Consider the following 17,332-nt stretch of genomic DNA (forward strand, 5'->3'; position numbering starts at 1 on the left):
GCCCGTCCGCGTCTGGCGCGAGGCGGACCCCTGCGTACATCTTCCGACAGATCCGCTCGCGACCGCGGCGTCATACCCTTCAGCCATGCGTCCCCGGGCCGGCCCCCTCCTGCTCGACTCCGCGGCGGCGGCCGTCCTCGCCCTGGCGAGCGCGCTGCTCGGCGCCGACCCGGGCCTGCACACCCCGACCCAGGCCAAGATGACGATGGTCTACGGCTCCGAGGCGGGCTGGCGGGTGCACATCGCCTTCTGGTGGCTGGCGGGCGGGCTGCTGGTCGCGGCGCTCCTGGTCCGGCGCCGCCTGCCGGTGGCCGCCGTGGTCCTCGCCGCGGCGGGCGTCGCCTCGCACCTCACCGGCTGGCCCGCCGTGGTGTTCGCCAAACCGTTGAGACCGGGATCGGGGCTCGGCCACGATCTCCCGCTGCTGCCGCTCGACCTGAGCGTCCTGGTCACGGTGTACGGGCTGGCCGGCGCCGCCGCGACCCGCAGGGCGTCGGTGGCGTTACTGATCGCCCTTGAGACGGGACTGGGCCTGCTCGCGCTGGTGGAGCCGCTGGAGGCGATCCGCCTGGGCCGCCTCGGCCCGCGCAAGGGCGACTTCCTCCCCTCCGCGTGGGGCGCGGTGCTCCAGGCCCTGTCGGACGCGGCCGTCCCGGCACTGCTCCTGGGCATCGCCTGGGCGGCCGGCGACAACGCCCGGACGCGGCGGGCGCACCTGGCCGTCATCGAGGCGCGGGCCGCCGACCTTGAACGCGAGCAGGAGCAGCGCACCGCCCTCGCCGTCGCGACCGAACGCGGGCGGATCACCCGCGAGCTGCACGACGTCGTCGCGCACGGCCTGTCGGTGATGGTCGTCCAGGCGCAGGGGGCGCAGGCGGCGCTGCGCCGCCACCCCGAACGCAGCGAGGCCGCCCTGCACAACGTGATCACCACGGGCCGCGCCTCGCTCGCCGAGATGCGCCGGCTGCTCGGCCTGGTCCGCACGCAGGCCGAACTGGCCCCGCAGCCCAGCCTCGCCGCGCTGCCCGAGCTGATCGACCGGGTCCGCGCCAGCGGGCGGCCGGTCACGTTCGAGATCACGGGCGAGCCGGCGACGCTGCCGGCGGGCATCGAGCTGTCGGCGTACCGGATCGTCCAGGAGGCGCTGACCAACACGCTCAAGCACGCCGACCCGGGCTGCTCGTGCAGCGTCGGCCTCGACTTCACCGGCGGCGAACTCACCATCCGGGTGCACGACACCGGCGGCACGGGGCGGCCACCGGTGTTCGGCAACGGCCTGCGCGGCATCGCCGAACGGGTCACCGCCCTCGGCGGCACCGTCCACGCCGGGCCGGCCGACCGGGGCGGCTTCGAGGTCACCACGGTCCTGCCGCTGGCGGCCCCGGCATGATCCGGGTGGTGATCGCCGACGACCAGTCCCTGGTCCGCACCGGCTTCCGCATGATCCTGGACGAGACCGGCGACATCGGCGTGGTGGGCGAGGCCGCCGACGGGCTGGAGGTCCTCGCCACCGCCGCCGCGACGTCCCCGCACGTGATCCTGATGGACGTGCGGATGCCCGGCATCGACGGCATCGAGGCGACCCGGCGGCTGCGCGGGCGCGCCGCGCCGGACGGCCCGCCGCACGTGATCATCCTGACCACCTTCGACCTGGACGAGTACGTCTATGCCGGCCTGCGCGCGGGCGCCGCCGGGTTCCTCCTCAAGGACACCCTCGCCGCCGACCTCGTCACGGCGGTCCGCACGGTCGCGTCCGGCCAGAACGTCGCCGCCCCGACCGTCACCCGCCGGCTGATCCGCCATTTCGTCGACACCGCCCCGCGCGCGGCGCACGCCCCTGGCCTGGCGATGCTGACCCCGCGCGAGGGCGAGGTCCTCGTCCTCATCGCCCGGGGGATGTCCAACGCCGAGATCGCCGAGACCCTCCTCATCACCGAGGGCACCACGAAGACCCATGTCAGCCGGATCCTCACCAAGCTCGGCCTGCGCGACCGCATCCACGCCGTCATCTACGCCCACCAGAACGGCGTCGTCTAGCGCGCCGGCTGCGGGAGAACCACGTGCGGATCGTCGAACTCGCCGACGGCCGTGACCTGCGGCTCCGCGCGTCCGGCCGCTTACTGCGACAGAAACGCTGTTCTAAAATTCCCGTGGATCAATGACGGGGCAGGCGGAGCCGGAGTCGTCTGCCGCCCCGTGCCAGGCGAGCGGCGGCCGAGAAGACCCGCGGGCGCAGGCGTTCAGGCTCCCAGCGGCGTGCCGGGTGATCAGCGAAGGCGAGCATCTGAGTGCAGGCAGTAGGTCCGCGGCCAGTGCTGCCGGTTCGAGCCAGATCTGGTTGGCGGCGAAGTTGTGCAGGGACAGGTTGCGCAGGCCGGCGCCCTTGGCACAGCGGATGCGGTCTTCGCAGCTGGCCCGGCGGCGGTGGCACAGTTCCAGGTCGGCGAGCTGCCCGTGCTTGCCGCCGGGCCGGGTACCGGTGATAAAGCAGGTGAAGCGGTGCCCGTCGATGTCGGTGAACTCCACGGGCTCCTCCAGACTCGGAGAAGCCCGAACGTGGTCACACTCATCGCCGGTTCGTGGGCCTACGGCCCGACTCACTACATCGAGGCGGACGGCCCGCGGAGACTTCCCTCCCGGCCGATCGAGCTGCTGTCGACGCAGGACTGACTCTCCGGCCTGACCACCCAGCAGAACCCACACGCCGGCCAAGCCGCTACGCGGCCTGCCCGGCGAAATGAAACATCGAGGTTAGCGTTCGAGCATTGCTGTGATTGTGGAATCGGCGGCCTGTTCTGCGGTGTCGGTTCCAGGAGCGGCGCCGTTCCATCTCTCGGCGAAGGCGTCCACCGTCTCGCGGAACGACCGGTTCAAGGCCGGGCCGGACAGTACCCCGGCGACCGCGAACAGATGCCTCGCCCAGCCGTGGCCCTCCACGGCCCCGGTGATCGCCAGCGTCCAGACGCCGTCCTCCTCCGCGACACGCTCTACGGCCAGGGACGCCTCGCCCACAGGGTTCTCGGCGGTGCCGGTGAGTAGCAGGCCGGTGCTCCACCAACGCTGAAGGTCTGCCTCGGCCGCCGCCGTGACGGGCATGCCGCCCGCGACCGCACCAGTGAACCCGGCACGGACGACGGTGGGTCTGCGGGCATTGTCGATCTCGACCCACCCTGTGCGCGCATCCTCCGGACCGGCGAACTCGATGCGGTTCGGCCCATCGAACTCCCAGGCCGCTACGTCCACTTTGAACGACTCGCGCTTGTCTTCCGAGACTGAGGCCTTCGAGACGAAGGTGATGCCGTATCTGGTGCCTGGTCTGATGTGCTTCCCCTTGAGGAGCCGCACGTCGTAGCTACTCTCAGGGCTCTTGAAGAGGCGGCGCCGGTCGAAGACCAGCCTCTCGATCCCCTGGTGAAGCTCGGCCACATAGGTCTCGACCCATTCGCGGGGCACGGACTTGAGTGTTATGCGATGTTCGAAGTCGAGGCGCTCGCGCATGCCGCGTTTCGCCATGCCGGGCACCTCGGCGTTCCAAGCGGACACCGCGTTGGCGAGGCCCTCGTCCAGCTTGCGCAGGACGCGGGCCCGATTGGCGGCGAGCCACACCGCCGCGACAGGACGCAGCAGGGAGCGCCCGCCGAACCGCGTCGTGGCCCGGACGGACCAGCGTCCGCGCTTGCCCTTGCGCCGCGCGATCCGCACCTCGGCGAAGGCCCAGGGATGCACGATTCGCAGCGATACCGGGGGCGTCTTCGAGCCGGGCGCCGACCACCAGTCCTCAGCCCGCAGCACCCCTTCCCACCGCGCGCGCCGCAACCCGCGAAACGGCTTGGGCCCCTGATAGTCACCGGTGAGGCGGACGGAATCCAGCCGTCGGCCGGACATGTGCAGCTCCAGCCGCAGATTGACGGTATGGCCGCCGGAGACGCCCGTGACCTCGATCCGCGACTCGCCGGCTCTGTTCCAGGCCGGGACGTGCACATCGACGGACAGCTCGTCTTCCTCCCCGTGGTAGCGGGCTCCGGCGGCGAGGTGCCGGCCCTCCACCAGCCGCACGTCACCGATGACCTCGTCGCCGAACTCGAAGCCGCTTCGACTGATCGGCGCCTCCTCCACCGCGTCCAGCAGCGCACGCACCACCTGGTCCAGCAACTCGCGCGGAAGCGGAGCAACCTCAACATCACGCCGATAACGGGTCACACTGATGAGCTTCCCAGTCTGAGCGCAAGGCGAATGCTCGTTTCGCGGACGCCCCTCGGCTGGTGGGTTCACGCCCCATGGGGAGCGACGCGAGGCCAGCATTAACGACATGCCTATCGGCGCGGCCGACCGGCGAATCTTCGGCCCGCGATCCGCAGGAGATCGCGGTGTCGAGACTCCCCTCCAGTGACCGGCATAGCGTCTCGTCGCCCACTGCGGGCGGCCGAGGTCGCACGCAGCCACGTCTCCCCCACGCTGGCGGAATGCACACCCTTCCGCCGCCGATTCGCCGCTGTACATCAAGGGCGTCGGCGGCTCAGACAGCACTGGGGACTGTCCCCACGCTCCCGTCGACGAGGGGTGGTAGCTGACTCCCAGCCGAGCCCGCGAGCCGTGTGCCCAACCTCGCGAGACAGAACACCTGGCACTGACGTCCTTGCCGCGGGCAGCATCTAGCCCCGGGGGCGCGAGAGATGTCTACTTTGACGGGTCAGCGAGGTTCGCTCTGGCCGTTGCTGTGACTCAGGATGCTGCATGATCAATGCAGGTCTCATTGACATCTGATTGACATGCGATCTTGATTCAAGATCGTTTAGGTTCCAGCGACGCCGTGACCTGAGAAAACAATGGAGCGGGTGACGGGAATCGAACCCGCGCTGTCAGCTTGGGAAGCTGAAGTTCTACCATTGAACTACACCCGCGTGGCGGGTGGTCGGGGCCGCCCGCGCTTGGACATCGTACCGGAAAGTCGGGTGCGGCGTGGCGGGGGTGCGGGTGGGATAGCTTTTCGGGGTGCTGCTCTCCGATCGCGACATCAGGTCCGAGCTCGAGACCGGGCGGGTGAAGATCGACCCGTACGAGCCGGGCATGGTCCAGCCGTCCAGCGTGGACGTGCGACTGGACCGGTACTTCCGGGTGTTCGAGAACCACCGGTACCCGCACATCGATCCGGCTGTGGAGCAGCCGGACCTGACGCGGCTGGTGGAGGTGGACGCCGAGGAGGCGTTCGTGCTGCATCCCGGGGAGTTCGTGCTGGCCTCCACCTACGAGGTGTTCGGGCTGCCCGACGACCTGGCCGCGCGGCTGGAGGGCAAGTCCAGCCTGGGGCGGCTGGGGCTGCTGACGCACTCGACGGCGGGCTGGATCGACCCGGGGTTCAGCGGGCACGTGACGCTGGAGCTGTCGAACGTGGCGACGCTGCCGATCAAGCTGTGGCCGGGGATGAAGATCGGCCAGATGTGCCTGTTCAGGACCAGTTCGCCGGCGGAGTACCCGTACGGGTCGGAGCGCTACGGGTCGCGGTACCAGGACCAGCGGGGGCCCACGCCGTCGCGGTCGTATCTGAACTTCCACCGGACGAAGGTGTGACGGCGGACACGTGACGCAGATCACTCAAAGATGAAACATCTTCTCGGGACGGGTAGTTTCGTGCGACGCACAGCCTTGGCTCCTGGTTGACAGCCTCTTTTGCCTGAGGTGGGTCGACGGGTGCCAGACGGATGAGGGCTACCCGTTTCCGCGCCGCCCCCGGGTGTGGGAACACGGAAGGAGATCGTGTCCATACTCCGCGCGGAAAGCGTCACGAAGCTGTTCGGCCGAAAGGCGGCCGAGGCGCAACGAAAACTCAAGGCGGGTGCGGACCTGAAGGACGTCCGCGCACTGGGCGTCACCCCCGCCGTCGTGGACGCCACGTTCGAGGTCGAGCAGGGCGAGATCTTCGTGGTGATGGGCCTGTCGGGCTCCGGTAAGTCCACGTTGATCCGGATGTTGAACGGTCTGTTGGAGGCCACCTCCGGGGCCGTCGAGATCGATGGCCAGGATATCGCGAAGCTGTCGCCGAAGGCGCTGCGAACGCTCCGGCAGAACAAGATCTCCATGGTCTTCCAGCACTTCGCGCTCTTCCCCCACCGGTCGGTCCTGGCCAACGCCGCGTACGGGCTGGAGGTCCGCGGCGTCGCCAAGGAGGAACGAGAGAGCAAGGCCCGGGAGTTCCTGGGGCTCGTCGGGCTCGCGGGCTGGGAGGACAAGCTCCCCGGCCAGCTGTCCGGCGGCATGCAGCAGCGGGTCGGGCTGGCCCGCGCGCTGGCGGCGGGCACCGACATCATCCTGATGGACGAGGCCTTCAGCGCGCTGGACCCGCTGATCCGCCGCGAGGTGCAGGACCTGCTGCTCGACCTGCAGGGGCGGTTCGGCAAGACGATCGTGTTCATCACGCACGACCTGAACGAGGCCATGCGCATCGGCGACCGCATCGCGGTGATGCGGGAGGGCCGGATCGTGCAGATCGGGACGGCCGAGGAGATCCTGACGGACCCGGCGAACGACTATGTCGCCCAGTTCGTCGCGGACGTGGACCGGACCCGGGTGCTGACGGCGTCGTCGGTGATGGAGAAGCCGCTGGTCACCGTGCTGTCGTCGACGGGGCCGCGGACGGCCCTGCGGACGATGCGCGAGCACCAGACCGACGCGGCGTTCGTCGTCGGCCGGGACCGGAGGCTGATCGGCAAGGTGAAGGCCGCGGCGGTCGCGGACGCGGTGCAGGAGAACGTCCAGAAGCTGGACGGCCTGATCGACCCGGAGGACCTGGACCCGGTGGCGCCGGACACCCCGGTCGCCGACCTGTTCCAGCGGTGCGCGGAGAGCGACCTGCCGGTGCCGGTGGCGGACGAGGCCGGGACGCTGCTCGGGGTGATCCCGCGGGTGACGCTGCTGGCGGCGCTCGGCGCGATCAGCACGCATGTGGACGAGGTCGTCGAGTCGTCCGGCGAGGACGCCGCTGACGGCGCGGAGCCGGCTCTCGCGCTGACGAAGGAGGGTTCCGTTGACGACTGACGTGCTCGCGAGCGAGGTGCCCCGGGTGCACGTCGGCGACTGGTTCTCCGATCTGGTCGACTGGTGCACCACCAATCTGGGCTGGCTGTTCGACGGGATCGGCTCGGCCATCACGTGGGCGGTCGACAACCTGACGGACCTGCTGAACCTGCTGCCGCCGGTCGGGCTGGCGGTGGTGCTGGCGGTGATCGCCGTGGTGCTGAGCGGCTGGAAGCTCAGCGTCTTCACGCTGCTCGGCTTCGGGCTGATCGACAGCATGGAGCTGTGGGACCCGGCCATGGACACGCTGGCGCAGGTGCTGGTGGCCGCGGTGATCGGGGTGGTGATCTCGATACCGATCGGCATCGCGGCGGGCCGCAGCGCCGTCGTGAGCCGGATCGTCCGCCCGGTCCTGGACTTCATGCAGACGATGCCGGCGTTCGTCTACCTGATCCCGACGATCTTCTTCTTCCACATCGGCGTCGTGCCGGGCGTGGTGGCGACGGTGATCTTCTCGCTGCCGCCGGGGGTGCGGCTGACGGAGCTCGGCATCCGCGGCGTGGACCCGGAGATGGTCGAGGCGGGCGAGGCGTTCGGCACGCCGCCGATGCGGGTGCTGACCCGGATCCAGATCCCCCTCGCCATGCCGTCGATCATGGCGGGCGTCAACCAGCTGATCATGCTGTCGCTGTCGATGGTGGTCATCGCGGGCATGGTCGGCTCGGACGGCCTGGGCGGCGTGGTGCTGGAGGGCATCCAGCGGCTGGACATCTCCAAGGGCTTCGAAGGCGGCCTCGGTGTGGTCGTCCTGGCCATCTACCTGGACCGCCTCACCGGCGCGCTGGGCAGCGAGCGCCCGAGCGGGCTGCGCACGCTCTGGGCACGCAGGGTGGCCGACCCCGTCGGCTGACCCTGTCGGCTGACCCCCGTCGGCCGACATCCATGGGCTGACCACCATGGGCGACCGCGCGGGCCGACCCCGCGCACACGATCTTTTCACCCCCTGCAAGGCGACGAAAGGAAGGGCATTGCGTCCCAAGTTCAAGGTTCTGGCCGCGGCGGCGATGGCGCTGGCGCTCGGCGCGACGGCTAGCGCCTGCAACAGTTCGGACGACAAGAAGAACAGCAAGGATCTGACGCTCGGCGTCGTGTCCGGCTGGGCGGAGGGCGAGGCCGCCACCGCCCTCTGGAAGAAGATGCTGACCGACAAGGGCTACAAGGTCACGGTCAAGGAGCTCGACACCGGCCCCCTGTACGCGGGCATGGCGCAGGGGGACGTGGACCTCTACGTCGACTCGTGGCTGCCGAACACCCACGAGGACTACTGGAAGCAGTACGGCGACAAGCTGGAGAAGGTCGGCGTCTGGTACCCGTCGGCGCCGCTGACGATCGCCGTGCCGGACTACTCGCCGCTGCACTCGCTGGCGGACCTCAAGGGCAAGGGCTCGCAGTACGGCGGCAAGATCATCGGGATCGAGAAGAGCTCCGGGCTGTACCGGGTGTCGCAGACGAAGATGCTGCCCGCCTACGGCCTGGACAAGGAGTACACGGTCACGACGTCGTCGACGGCGGCGATGCTGGCCGAGCTGCAGAAGGCGGTCAGCGCCCACAAGGACATCGTCGTCACGCTGTGGCGCCCGCACTGGGCGTACTCGAAGTTCCCGATCCGGGACCTGCAGGACCCGAAGGGCGCGATGGGCAAGCCGGACGGCGTGAACACCGTCGCGCGCAAGGACTTCAGCAAGGACCAGCCGCAGGTGGCCGCCTGGCTGAAGAAGTTCAAGATGGACGACAAGCAGCTGGGCTCGCTGGAGGACCTCATCGCGAACCAGTACAAGGGCAAGCCGGACCAGGCGGTGGACGCGTGGCTGAAGGCGAACCCGGGCTTCGAGCAGTCCATGACGGGCTGACGCGTCGTCCCGTCCCGGAGGGAACGTTCCAGCGTTCCTGAAGGCGTCAGGGGGCCGTCCGGAGATACCGGACGGCCCTCTGCCTTTTCCGGGACGTTCTGGGCCGTTTCAGGACGTTCTGAAGGGCGCCGCGTCCCGCGCGGCCCCGGTCAGCCCGCCAGGCCGAGCCCCGGTCAGCCCGCCAGGCCGACGCTGAAGACGACCACGACCAGGCCGAGGCCGGTGGCGCACAGCGTCATCACGCGCGGGTGGCCGCTGTGCGCCTCCGGCAGGATCTCGGCGGCGGACAGGTACAGCAGGACGCCGGCGAACAGCCCGAGGTAGGGCCCGAGGACGCCCTCCGGGACCGTCCCGATCAGGGTGAGCGCGGCCCCGGCGACGGGCGCGACTGCGTCCGCGGCCAGCAGCGCGAGCGCGGGGCGGCGGTCCCGGCCGCCGAGCGAGGCCGCGGTGAAGGTGTTGAAGCCGTCCGCGAAGTCGTGGGTGATGACGGCGAGCGCGACGAACGCGCCGGTCTGCGTGCCGGACTGGAAGCCGAGCCCGATGCTTAGGCCGTCCACCAGGCTGTGCCCGACGAGCGCGCACGCGGCGAGCAGCCCGGCGCCGCCCGCGCCGTCGCGGTGGCCGTGGCCGTGCGCGTGGCCGTGCGCGTGGACGTGCGGGGCGTACTCGCCCTCGTGGGCGCGGTGGATCGCGACGGACTGCTCGACCACGTGCAGCAGCAGGAACCCGACGGCAAAGCCGATCATCGGGGCGGGGACGCCGAACGGCCGGTTCCGGGACAGCTCCAGCGACTCGGGGATCAGGTCGAACGCGACGACGCCGAGCATCAGGCCGCCGGCGAGGCCGAGGACGAGGTGCCGCTTGTCCCGCACCCGCATCGCCGCGAGCCCGCCGGCGAGCGTCATGAGGAATGCCAGGGCGGACACGAGCACGGCCATCCCCTGGTCTTACCAGCCGTCCCGGCGATCACTCCTCCCGCCGCGTCGATGATCGGCTACAGGACCCTTGGCACGGCGGAGGCCCCGGCCCCCGCCGAGCGGGGACCGGGGCCTCGATGCGGTGCCGGGCTACTCGGCGGCCACGGGCTCCTTCTCCTGGGCGGTTCCCTCGCCCTTGATGGAGCGGATGAGCAGCTGGGAGACGTCGACGACCTCCAGGCTCTCCTTGGCGTCGCCGGAGTTCTTCTTCTCGTTGATGGCGTCGCCCAGCATGACCAGGCAGAACGGGCACGCGGTGGAGACGGTGTCCGGGTCGGTGGTCAGCGCCTCGTCCACGCGCTCGGTGTTGATGCGCTTGCCGATCCGCTCTTCCATCCACATCCGGGCGCCGCCGGCGCCGCAGCAGAACCCGCGGTCCTTGTGCCGGTGCATCTCCTGCGTCTTGACGCCGGGGACGGTGGCCATGATGTCGCGGGGCTGCTTGTAGACCTTGTTGTGGCGGCCCAGGAAGCACGGGTCGTGGTAGGTGATCTTCTCCTCGATCGGGGTGACCGGGGTGAGCTTGCCCTCCTCGACCAGGTGCGCGAGCAGCTGGGTGTGGTGGACGACCTCGTAGTTCCCGCCGATCTGCGGGTACTCGTTGGCGAGGGTGTTGAAGCAGTGCGGGCAGGTCGCGACGATCTTCTTCACGCCCGCGTCGTTGAGCGTCTCGACGTTCTGCTGGCCGAGCATCTGGAAGACGAACTCCATGCCCAGGCGGCGGGCCGGGTCACCGGTGCACGCCTCCATCGGGCCGAGCACGGCGAACTTGACGCCCGCGATGTGCAGCAGCTCGGCGACGGCCTTGGTGGTCTTCTTCGCCCGGTCCTCCAGGGCGCCGGCGCAGCCGACCCAGAACAGGTACTCGGTGTCCTCGGCGACCTTGTCGTCGACGACCTCGACCTCGAAGTCCAGCTCCTCGATCCACTCGAGGCGCTTCATCTCGGACATGCCCCACGGGTTGCCCTTGTTCTCGAGGTTCTTCAGCATGACGCCGGCCTCGGACGGGAACGAGGACTCGATCATGACCTGGAAGCGGCGCATGTCCAGGATGTGGTCGATGTGCTCGATGTCGACCGGGCACTGCTCGACGCAGGCGCCGCAGTTGGTGCAGGACCAGAGGACGTCGGGGTGGATGACGCCGTCCTCGCCGACGAGCTCCTTGTCGACCTGCATGGCGAGCTTCTGCTCGTCGGTGAACTTGGCCTGCGCCTCCTCGGAGGCGGTGAAGTAGGGGGCCTTGGCCAGCGCGTGGTCGCGCAGCTCCAGGATCACCATCTTCGGCGACAGCGGCTTGCCGGTGTTCCACGCGGGGCACTGGGACTGGCAGCGACCGCACTCGGTGCAGGTCGCCATGTCGAGGAAGCCCTTCCAGGTGAAGTCCTCGATCTTGCCGCGGCCGAAGACGTCCTCGTCGGGGTCGGCCTCCTCGAAGTCCAGCGGCTTGCCGCCGGACATCATCGGCTGCGCGGCGCCGAGCCCGTCGGGGCGGCGCTTGAACATCACGTTCAGCGGGGCGAGGAAGATGTGCAGGTGCTTGGAGTGCACCACGAACACCAGGAACACCAGCGCGACGCCGATGTGCAGCAGCAGGCCGATGGACTCCAGGACGTCCAGCGTGTGGTGGCTCAGGCCGTCGAACAGGTGCCCGACCAGGTAGGAGAAGTAGGCGCCCTTGCCGTAGTCGAGGTTGCCGTTGGCCCACTCGACGCCCCGGTAGAAGAACATCGTCCAGATCACGTTGAAGATCATGAACAGCGTGATCCAGGCGCCGGACAGGTGCGAGCCCTTGAACCGGGACTTGCGCTCCAGCCGCTTGGGCGAGTTCTTGACGCGGATCGAGGTGAAGACGATCAGGCCCGCGGTGCAGGCCAGTGCGATGGTGTCCTGGACGAACCCGATCGGGCCCCACGTCTGGAGCCACGGGATCTTCTTGTCCAGGCCGGCGAGCAGCGCGACGGCCGCTTCCAGGTAGACGGTGGCCAGGAGGAAGAACGCCCACATGACCGCGGCGTGCGCGGAGCCGGCCAGCGTCCACTTCAGCAGTTTGCGCTGTCCCAGGACCTCGGTGACCTGGCCCTCGATGTCGGCCTTCTTGTCACGCTTGACCTGCAGCACGCGCTCGGGGTCGGGCTGCCCGGCCATGGCCGTGTTGTACAGGAACAGCACCCGCCGGCCGGCGAGCGCCAAAGCGACCGCCGTTCCGGCGAGCCCAATGACCAACGTGATCCAGAACACTGTTCCGTCCTCCTGGGGTACGGGCGATGGCAGTCAGCGTAGGGCTCGCGACAGACTGCATCTCATCCGGGGCCCGAATACTACTCGGTAGTAGCTTATGTGGTCACACGCGCAGGTCAGCACGCCTTTCGACCGGTCCGCGCACCGGTGGGCCGCGAACTCGCCGTTCCGTCGTCCCCATACCTTACGGATCCGGCGCGCCGATGAGTATCGGCCGCTTCCCGAGTCAAAAGGACAGGACGAGGGCCCGTCCAGCGCGTTCCCGCCCAGCGGTACGCGGCCGACGGGCCGGACCGACGGAGGAGAGACCGGCCGATGCCCCAGAACCCCGACCTCGCACCCGCCGCCCGCCGGCTGGCGGACCTGCTCGCCGCCGTGCGCGACGACCGGCTCGGCGCGCCGACGCCGTGCGCGGACACCTCGCTCGCGACCCTGATCGACCACGTCGACGGGCTGTCGCTGGCGTTCGCGCAGGCCGCGGCCAAGGACGTCCCCGAGGGCGGGTCGCAGCCGCCGTCACCGGACGGCGCGAACCTGACGCCCGACTGGCGCACGCGCGTGCCCGAGCGGCTCGACGCGCTCGCCGCCGCCTGGCGCGAACCGTCCGCCTGGGAGGGCACGACGGAGGCGGGCGGCGTGCGGATGCCCGCCGAGGTCATGGGACGCGTCGTGCTGAACGAGCTGGTCGTGCACGGCTGGGACATCGCGGCGGCCAGCGGGCAGCCCTACGTGTGCGGCGACGACGAGGTGGAGGAGTGCCTCGTGTTCGTCGGGCAGGCCGTCGAGCAGAGCGGCGGCAAGGGCTCGCCGGGGCTGTTCGAGGCGCCCGTCCCCGTCCCGGACGGCGCCTCTCCCCTCGACCGGCTGATCGCCCTCACCGGCCGCGACCCGTCCTGGACGCCCTAGCCGCGCCGGTACCCATGCTCTGATCAATGGCGTGCTCCCGGCCGGGCCCGCCGGTGACCGTGGATGACCAGGGCATCGGCGGGCATGACGACCGGGCGAGCGACCGGAGGGGCCGGTGCCGGCCGGCCGAGGGGGGCGCATGATGGCCGAGGACGTCGTCGTTGTCGGAGCGGGACTGGCCGGGCTGGCCTGCGCGGTGCGGCTGCACGAGCGCGGGGTGCCCGTCCGGGTGCTGGAGGCGTCGGACGGGGTCGGCGGCAGGGTCCGCACCGACCTCGTGGACGGCTTCCGCCTCGACCGCGGGTTCCAGGTGTTCAACACCGCCTATCCGGAGGCGAGGCGCCTGCTCGATCTGCGGGCCCTCGACCTGCGGCCGTTCGCGTCGGGGCTGCTGGTCTTCCACGAGGGGCGCCGGGAGCGCGTGATGCTGCCCTGGCGGCACCCGGAGCACGCGTTGAGCGGCGTGTTCGCCGACGTCGGGACGCCCGCCGACAAGGCGGCGCTGGCGGCGATGACCGCCCGCGACCTCGCCGCGTCCGGCTCCTGGCTGCGCGACGGCCCGGACCGCCGCACCCGCGACGAGCTCCGCGTCCGGGGCATGTCGGACGTGATGATCGACGGGCTGATGCGCCCCTTCCTGGCGGGCGTCCTGCTGGAGCGCGAGCTGGAGACCTCCAGCCGGTTCTTCCACCTGGTCTGGCGGTCGTTCGCGCGCGGCACCATCGCCGTCCCGGCGCTCGGCATGGGGCGCATCCCCGAGCAGCTCGCCGCGCGCCTGCCGGCCGGGACGATCTCCCTGAACAGCCCCGTGCGGGAGATCGTGGACGGCGGCGTGCGGACCGAGGACGGCGGCACCGTGCGGGCGAGCGCCGTGGTCGTCGCCACCGACCCGCGCCGGGCGGCCGCGCTGCTGCCCGAGATCGAGGCGCCGGCGATGCGCGCCGTCACGACCTTCTACCATTCGGCCCCGGCCTCGCCGCTGGGCGAGCCGATCCAGATCGTCGACGCCGACGGCGTCGTCACCGACACGCTGGTCCTCACCGACGCGGCTCCGGAGTACTCGTCCGACGGCCGCGCGCTCGTCTCGACGTCCGTGCTCGGGACCGGGGCGGACGAGGCGCGCGTGCTGGACCGGCTCGGCGAGATCTACGGCGGCACGTCCGGCTGGCGGCTCGTGGCCGAGTACCCGATCGAGGCCGCGCTGCCGGCGATGCCGCCGCCGCTGCGGATGCGCCGTCCGGTGCGGCTGGGCGCCGGGCGGTACGTCTGCGGGGACCACCGCGACACCGGCTCCATCCAGGGCGCCCTGGTGTCCGGGCGGCGCACCGCGGAGGCCGTGCTCGCCGACGCCGTCCAGCGGAGCGGCGCCACCCTGCACCCGGCCTGATCCGGAACTCCCGTTGGCACGGCGGCGGGCCGGCCGCCGGTGGCACCGTGACGGCCGTCTCGTTTTTAAACGCGTTCAAAAATCTGCGTTACGCTTCCGGGGACACCCGGAGGTGGACGCGATGAAGCTGGTGATCCCCGGCGGCACCGGGCAGGTGGGCACGGTCCTGGACCGCGCGCTCACCGCCGCGGGCCACGAGGTCGTGATCCTGACGAGGCGGCCGGCGCGCGAGCGCGAGCTGCCCTGGGACGGCCGGACCCTCGGCCCGTGGGCGGCGGCGATCGACGGCGCCGACGCCGTGATCAACCTCGCCGGGCGCAGCGTGAGCTGCCGCTACACCCCGGCCAACCTGCGGGAGATGATGGACTCCCGGGTCGAGTCGGCGCGGGTCGTGGGCGAGGCCGTCGCCGCCGCCGCGCGTCCTCCCCGGGTCTGGCTCCAGATGAGCACCGCCACCGTCTACGCCCACCGCTTCGACGCGCCCAACGACGAGGCGACCGGCGTCATCGGCGGCGGCGAGCCCGGCGTGCCGCGCTACTGGTCGTACAGCGTCAGGATCGCCGAGGAGTGGGAGCGGGCGCAGGCGGAGGCCGACACCCCGTCCACCCGCAAGGTCGCGCTGCGCACCGCGATGGTGATGAGCCCCGATCGCGGCGGCGTCTTCGACGTGCTGCTCTGGATGGCGCGGCTCGGCCTCGGCGGGCCGGTCGCGGGCGGCGCGCAGTACGTGTCGTGGATCCACGAGGACGACTTCGTCCGCGCGGTCGAGTTCCTGATCGGCCGGGACGACCTCGACGGGCCGGTGAACCTCGCCTCGCCCGGTCCCCTGCCGCAGCGCGCGTTCATGCGCGCGCTCCGCAAGGCCTGGGGCATGCCGGTGGGCCTGCCCGCCACGGCGTGGATGGCCGAGATCGGCGCGCTCGCCCTCCGCTCGGACACCGAGCTGCTGCTCAAGAGCCGCCGCGTCGTCCCGGGCCGCCTGCTCGACGCGGGCTTCGCCTTCGACCACCCGCGGTGGCCCGAGGCCGCCGCCGACCTCGTCCGGCGGGTGCGGCGCCGCTGATCAGGACCCGGTCGCGGCGCGGGCACCGCGCTCGCGCCAGGCCCGCTCCCACTGGCGGGTCAGCATCGGGTAGACGATCAGGTACCGGAACGGCGTGATGACGGCCATGTAGAGGCGTCCGACCAGGCCGTTCGGCCGGACCAGCACCGCCATCCGCAGCTCGTAGTCGCCGTCCGCCGCCGGGGCCCACCCCAGGTGCATGAGGCCGTGGACGGTGCCGTTCGCGATCTCGCGGACGTCCTCGTCCGGGAGCCGGTAGACGGGGGTGAACGGGGAGCCGACCGGCCCGGCGCCGTCGACGGTGTCGCGCAGGTCGCTCGGCAGGCGGTCGCGCAGCGGCCGGACCCGGGAGCCGAGGCCGGTCCTCGGCCGGTCCCAGCCGAGCAGCGCGCCGAGCCCCCAGCGGACCGCGAACAAGAGCTTCACCGGAGGGGCCTGCCGGGCGAGGCCGCCGGACGACCGGATCGCCTCCAGCATCACCGGGAAGTCGTCGGGCCCGGCGCCGGGGGCGCGGACGGACCACACGTCCTCCAGCTCGAAGTCCCGCGCGATCTCGTGGATCCGCCACGGCCGGTCGGTGTGCGCGCTGTCGGGAAGCCGCATGGCCACCGCCTCCGTCAGGTATACGGTTGCGTACAACACCCAGGCTAACCCTAGTTATACGGGTGCGTATAGATGGTGCGGACGGAAGTGAGGTGGGGCACATGGCGGGCGCGACCCGCACGCCGCGCGGCCGGTGGGTCGAGGAGGGCCTGCGGATGCTGGCCGAGGGCGGGCCCGACGCCGTCCGGATCGAGGCGCTCGCCAAACGGCTCGGCGTCACCAAGGGCGGCTTCTACGGGTACTTCGCCGACCGCGGCGCCCTCCTGGAGGCGATGCTGGACGCCTGGGAGCGCGAGAGCACCGACGACGTCATCGACCGCGTCGAGAGCGAGGGCGGCGACGCGCGGACCCGCGCCCTGCGCGCGGGCACGCTCACCTTCTCCGACCGGCTGCTCCCGCTCGACCTCGCCGTCCGCGACTGGGCCCGCCGGGACGACGCGGTCGCCGAGCGCCTGCGGCGGGTCGACGACCGGCGCATGGCCCTGCTCCGCGAGACGATCGGCACGTTCTGCGACGACCCCGACGAGGTCGAGGCCCGCAGCCTGATCGCCTTCTGCGTCGCGATCGGGCACCACTTCCTCGCCGCCGGCCACGAGGGCCGCACCCGCGCCGAGGTCCTCGCCCGCGCCGCCGACCTCGTCCTCGACCGTCCGGCCCGCTAGCGCCGCGGGCGGTAGCGGAGGTCGACGACCTCGGGGGCGTCCGCGTCGCGCATCAGTTCCCACCGGACGGGGCCGACGCCCGGCGCGTCGAAGAGCCGGACGCCGTCGCCGAGCATCACCGGCGCGAGGTGGACGGAGAACTCGTCGATCAGCCCGCGCTCGACGCACTGCCGCGCGACGTCGGCGCCGAACACCTCCAGGTTCTTGCCGCCCGCCGCGTCGAGGCCCGTCTCGACGGCCTCCGCGACGTCGCAGTCCAGGAAGGTGAAGCCGGGGGCGGGCGGGGCGTCCTCCGGGTGGTGGGTCAGCACGAAGATCGGCCCGTCCCACTTCCCGCCGTACGGCCTGCGGTTCTCCCCGCCCTCGGCGTCGTAGCCCGCGTCGAAGCCGCGCCGCCCGGCCAGGATGGCGCCGGTGGTCGCGACCATCTCCTCGACGATCCCCGGCGTGAACGACAGGCCGGACATCCAGTCCATCGCATGTCCCGGGCCGGCGATGAAGCCGTCCAGCGACATGGTGAGGTGCCACAGCACCTTGCCCCGCCCGGATGAACCCGTCATGGCCCCGCCTCT

14 protein-coding genes, 1 tRNA gene and 2 pseudogenes are annotated in these 17,332 nt (G+C 71.2%); 10 read left to right on the forward strand and 7 right to left on the reverse strand.

The window, feature by feature from the left end; all coding sequences use genetic code 11:
• Positions 1 to 85: 85 nt before the first annotated feature.
• A complete protein-coding gene (locus ABZ914_RS00905; protein WP_500190720.1) occupies positions 86 to 1,390 on the forward strand; it encodes a sensor histidine kinase in 1,305 nt (434 codons plus the stop codon).
• Between the two features lie 8 nt (positions 1,391 to 1,398).
• The gene (locus ABZ914_RS00910) at positions 1,399 to 2,037 is read left to right on the forward strand and encodes a response regulator (protein ID WP_433144690.1); all 639 of its coding nucleotides are present in this window, start codon (positions 1,399 to 1,401) and stop codon (positions 2,035 to 2,037) included.
• Positions 2,038 to 2,158: 121 nt separating this feature from the next.
• Here ABZ914_RS00910 and ABZ914_RS00915 read toward each other — a convergent pair.
• From ABZ914_RS00915 to ABZ914_RS00925, 3 genes and pseudogenes are all read right to left on the reverse strand, one after another.
• Positions 2,159 to 2,517 (reverse strand): annotated as a pseudogene (locus ABZ914_RS00915) (transposase); the annotation flags it as partial.
• 234 nt (positions 2,518 to 2,751) lie between these two features.
• A complete protein-coding gene (locus tag ABZ914_RS00920) occupies positions 2,752 to 4,200 on the reverse strand; it encodes a hypothetical protein (protein ID WP_500190722.1) in 1,449 nt (482 codons plus the stop codon).
• A 627-nt stretch (positions 4,201 to 4,827) separates the two neighbouring features.
• Positions 4,828 to 4,901 (reverse strand) — tRNA-Gly (locus ABZ914_RS00925).
• A gap of 91 nt (positions 4,902 to 4,992) precedes the next feature.
• Here ABZ914_RS00925 and dcd point away from each other — a divergent pair.
• The 4 genes and pseudogenes from dcd to ABZ914_RS00945 all read left to right on the forward strand — a co-directional run bounded on the left by dcd (position 4,993) and on the right by ABZ914_RS00945 (position 8,921).
• Complete coding sequence (gene dcd / locus ABZ914_RS00930) at positions 4,993 to 5,568, forward strand: dCTP deaminase (RefSeq protein ID WP_190850633.1); 576 nt, start codon at positions 4,993 to 4,995, stop codon at positions 5,566 to 5,568.
• A gap of 186 nt (positions 5,569 to 5,754) precedes the next feature.
• Positions 5,755 to 7,032, forward strand: coding sequence for a quaternary amine ABC transporter ATP-binding protein (locus tag ABZ914_RS00935; protein WP_500190723.1), 1,278 nt, complete (start codon positions 5,755 to 5,757; stop codon positions 7,030 to 7,032).
• A gap of 76 nt (positions 7,033 to 7,108) precedes the next feature.
• A pseudogene (locus tag ABZ914_RS00940) lies at positions 7,109 to 7,921 on the forward strand (ABC transporter permease); the annotation flags it as partial.
• Positions 7,922 to 8,039: 118 nt separating this feature from the next.
• Positions 8,040 to 8,921, forward strand: a complete 882-nt coding sequence (locus ABZ914_RS00945; RefSeq protein ID WP_500190725.1) for a glycine betaine ABC transporter substrate-binding protein — start codon at positions 8,040 to 8,042, stop codon at positions 8,919 to 8,921.
• Positions 8,922 to 9,094: 173 nt separating this feature from the next.
• Here ABZ914_RS00945 and ABZ914_RS00950 read toward each other — a convergent pair whose 3' ends face one another.
• Both ABZ914_RS00950 and ABZ914_RS00955 read right to left on the reverse strand, forming a co-directional pair.
• Entirely contained in the window at positions 9,095 to 9,862 is a 768-nt protein-coding gene (locus ABZ914_RS00950) for a ZIP family metal transporter (RefSeq protein WP_500190727.1), read from the reverse strand.
• Between the two features lie 129 nt (positions 9,863 to 9,991).
• On the reverse strand, positions 9,992 to 12,139 hold the full coding sequence (locus tag ABZ914_RS00955) for a (Fe-S)-binding protein (protein WP_500190729.1): 2,148 nt from the start codon (positions 12,137 to 12,139) through the stop codon (positions 9,992 to 9,994).
• 315 nt (positions 12,140 to 12,454) lie between these two features.
• Between ABZ914_RS00955 and ABZ914_RS00960 the strand changes: the two genes are divergently transcribed.
• The 3 genes from ABZ914_RS00960 (at position 12,455) to ABZ914_RS00970 (ending at position 15,495) form a co-directional block, all read left to right on the forward strand.
• Entirely contained in the window at positions 12,455 to 13,045 is a 591-nt protein-coding gene (locus ABZ914_RS00960; RefSeq protein WP_500190731.1) for a TIGR03086 family metal-binding protein, read from the forward strand.
• A gap of 139 nt (positions 13,046 to 13,184) precedes the next feature.
• Positions 13,185 to 14,432, forward strand: a complete 1,248-nt coding sequence (locus ABZ914_RS00965) for an NAD(P)/FAD-dependent oxidoreductase (protein WP_500190733.1) — start codon at positions 13,185 to 13,187, stop codon at positions 14,430 to 14,432.
• A 121-nt stretch (positions 14,433 to 14,553) separates the two neighbouring features.
• Positions 14,554 to 15,495, forward strand: a complete 942-nt coding sequence (locus ABZ914_RS00970; protein ID WP_500190735.1) for a TIGR01777 family oxidoreductase — start codon at positions 14,554 to 14,556, stop codon at positions 15,493 to 15,495.
• Here the strand turns inward: ABZ914_RS00970 and ABZ914_RS00975 are convergent, their stop codons facing one another.
• A complete protein-coding gene (locus ABZ914_RS00975; protein ID WP_500190737.1) occupies positions 15,496 to 16,098 on the reverse strand; it encodes a DUF2867 domain-containing protein in 603 nt (200 codons plus the stop codon).
• 101 nt (positions 16,099 to 16,199) lie between these two features.
• On the opposite strand from ABZ914_RS00975, the gene ABZ914_RS00980 reads away from it, so the two are divergent.
• Positions 16,200 to 16,760 carry a TetR/AcrR family transcriptional regulator gene (locus ABZ914_RS00980; protein ID WP_500190738.1) on the forward strand — a complete coding sequence of 187 codons (561 nt, stop codon included), beginning with the start codon at positions 16,200 to 16,202 and terminating at the stop codon, positions 16,758 to 16,760.
• On the opposite strand, the gene ABZ914_RS00985 is transcribed toward ABZ914_RS00980, so the two are convergent.
• Entirely contained in the window at positions 16,757 to 17,320 is a 564-nt protein-coding gene (locus tag ABZ914_RS00985; protein WP_500190740.1) for a dihydrofolate reductase family protein, read from the reverse strand. The two genes, ABZ914_RS00980 and ABZ914_RS00985, sit on opposite strands and share 4 nt — an antisense overlap.
• Between the last annotated feature and the right edge of the window lie 12 nt (positions 17,321 to 17,332).

The sequence above is a fragment of the Spirillospora sp. NPDC046719 genome, assembly GCF_040645715.1.
Taxonomy (GTDB): Bacteria; Actinomycetota; Actinomycetes; order Streptosporangiales; family Streptosporangiaceae; genus Spirillospora.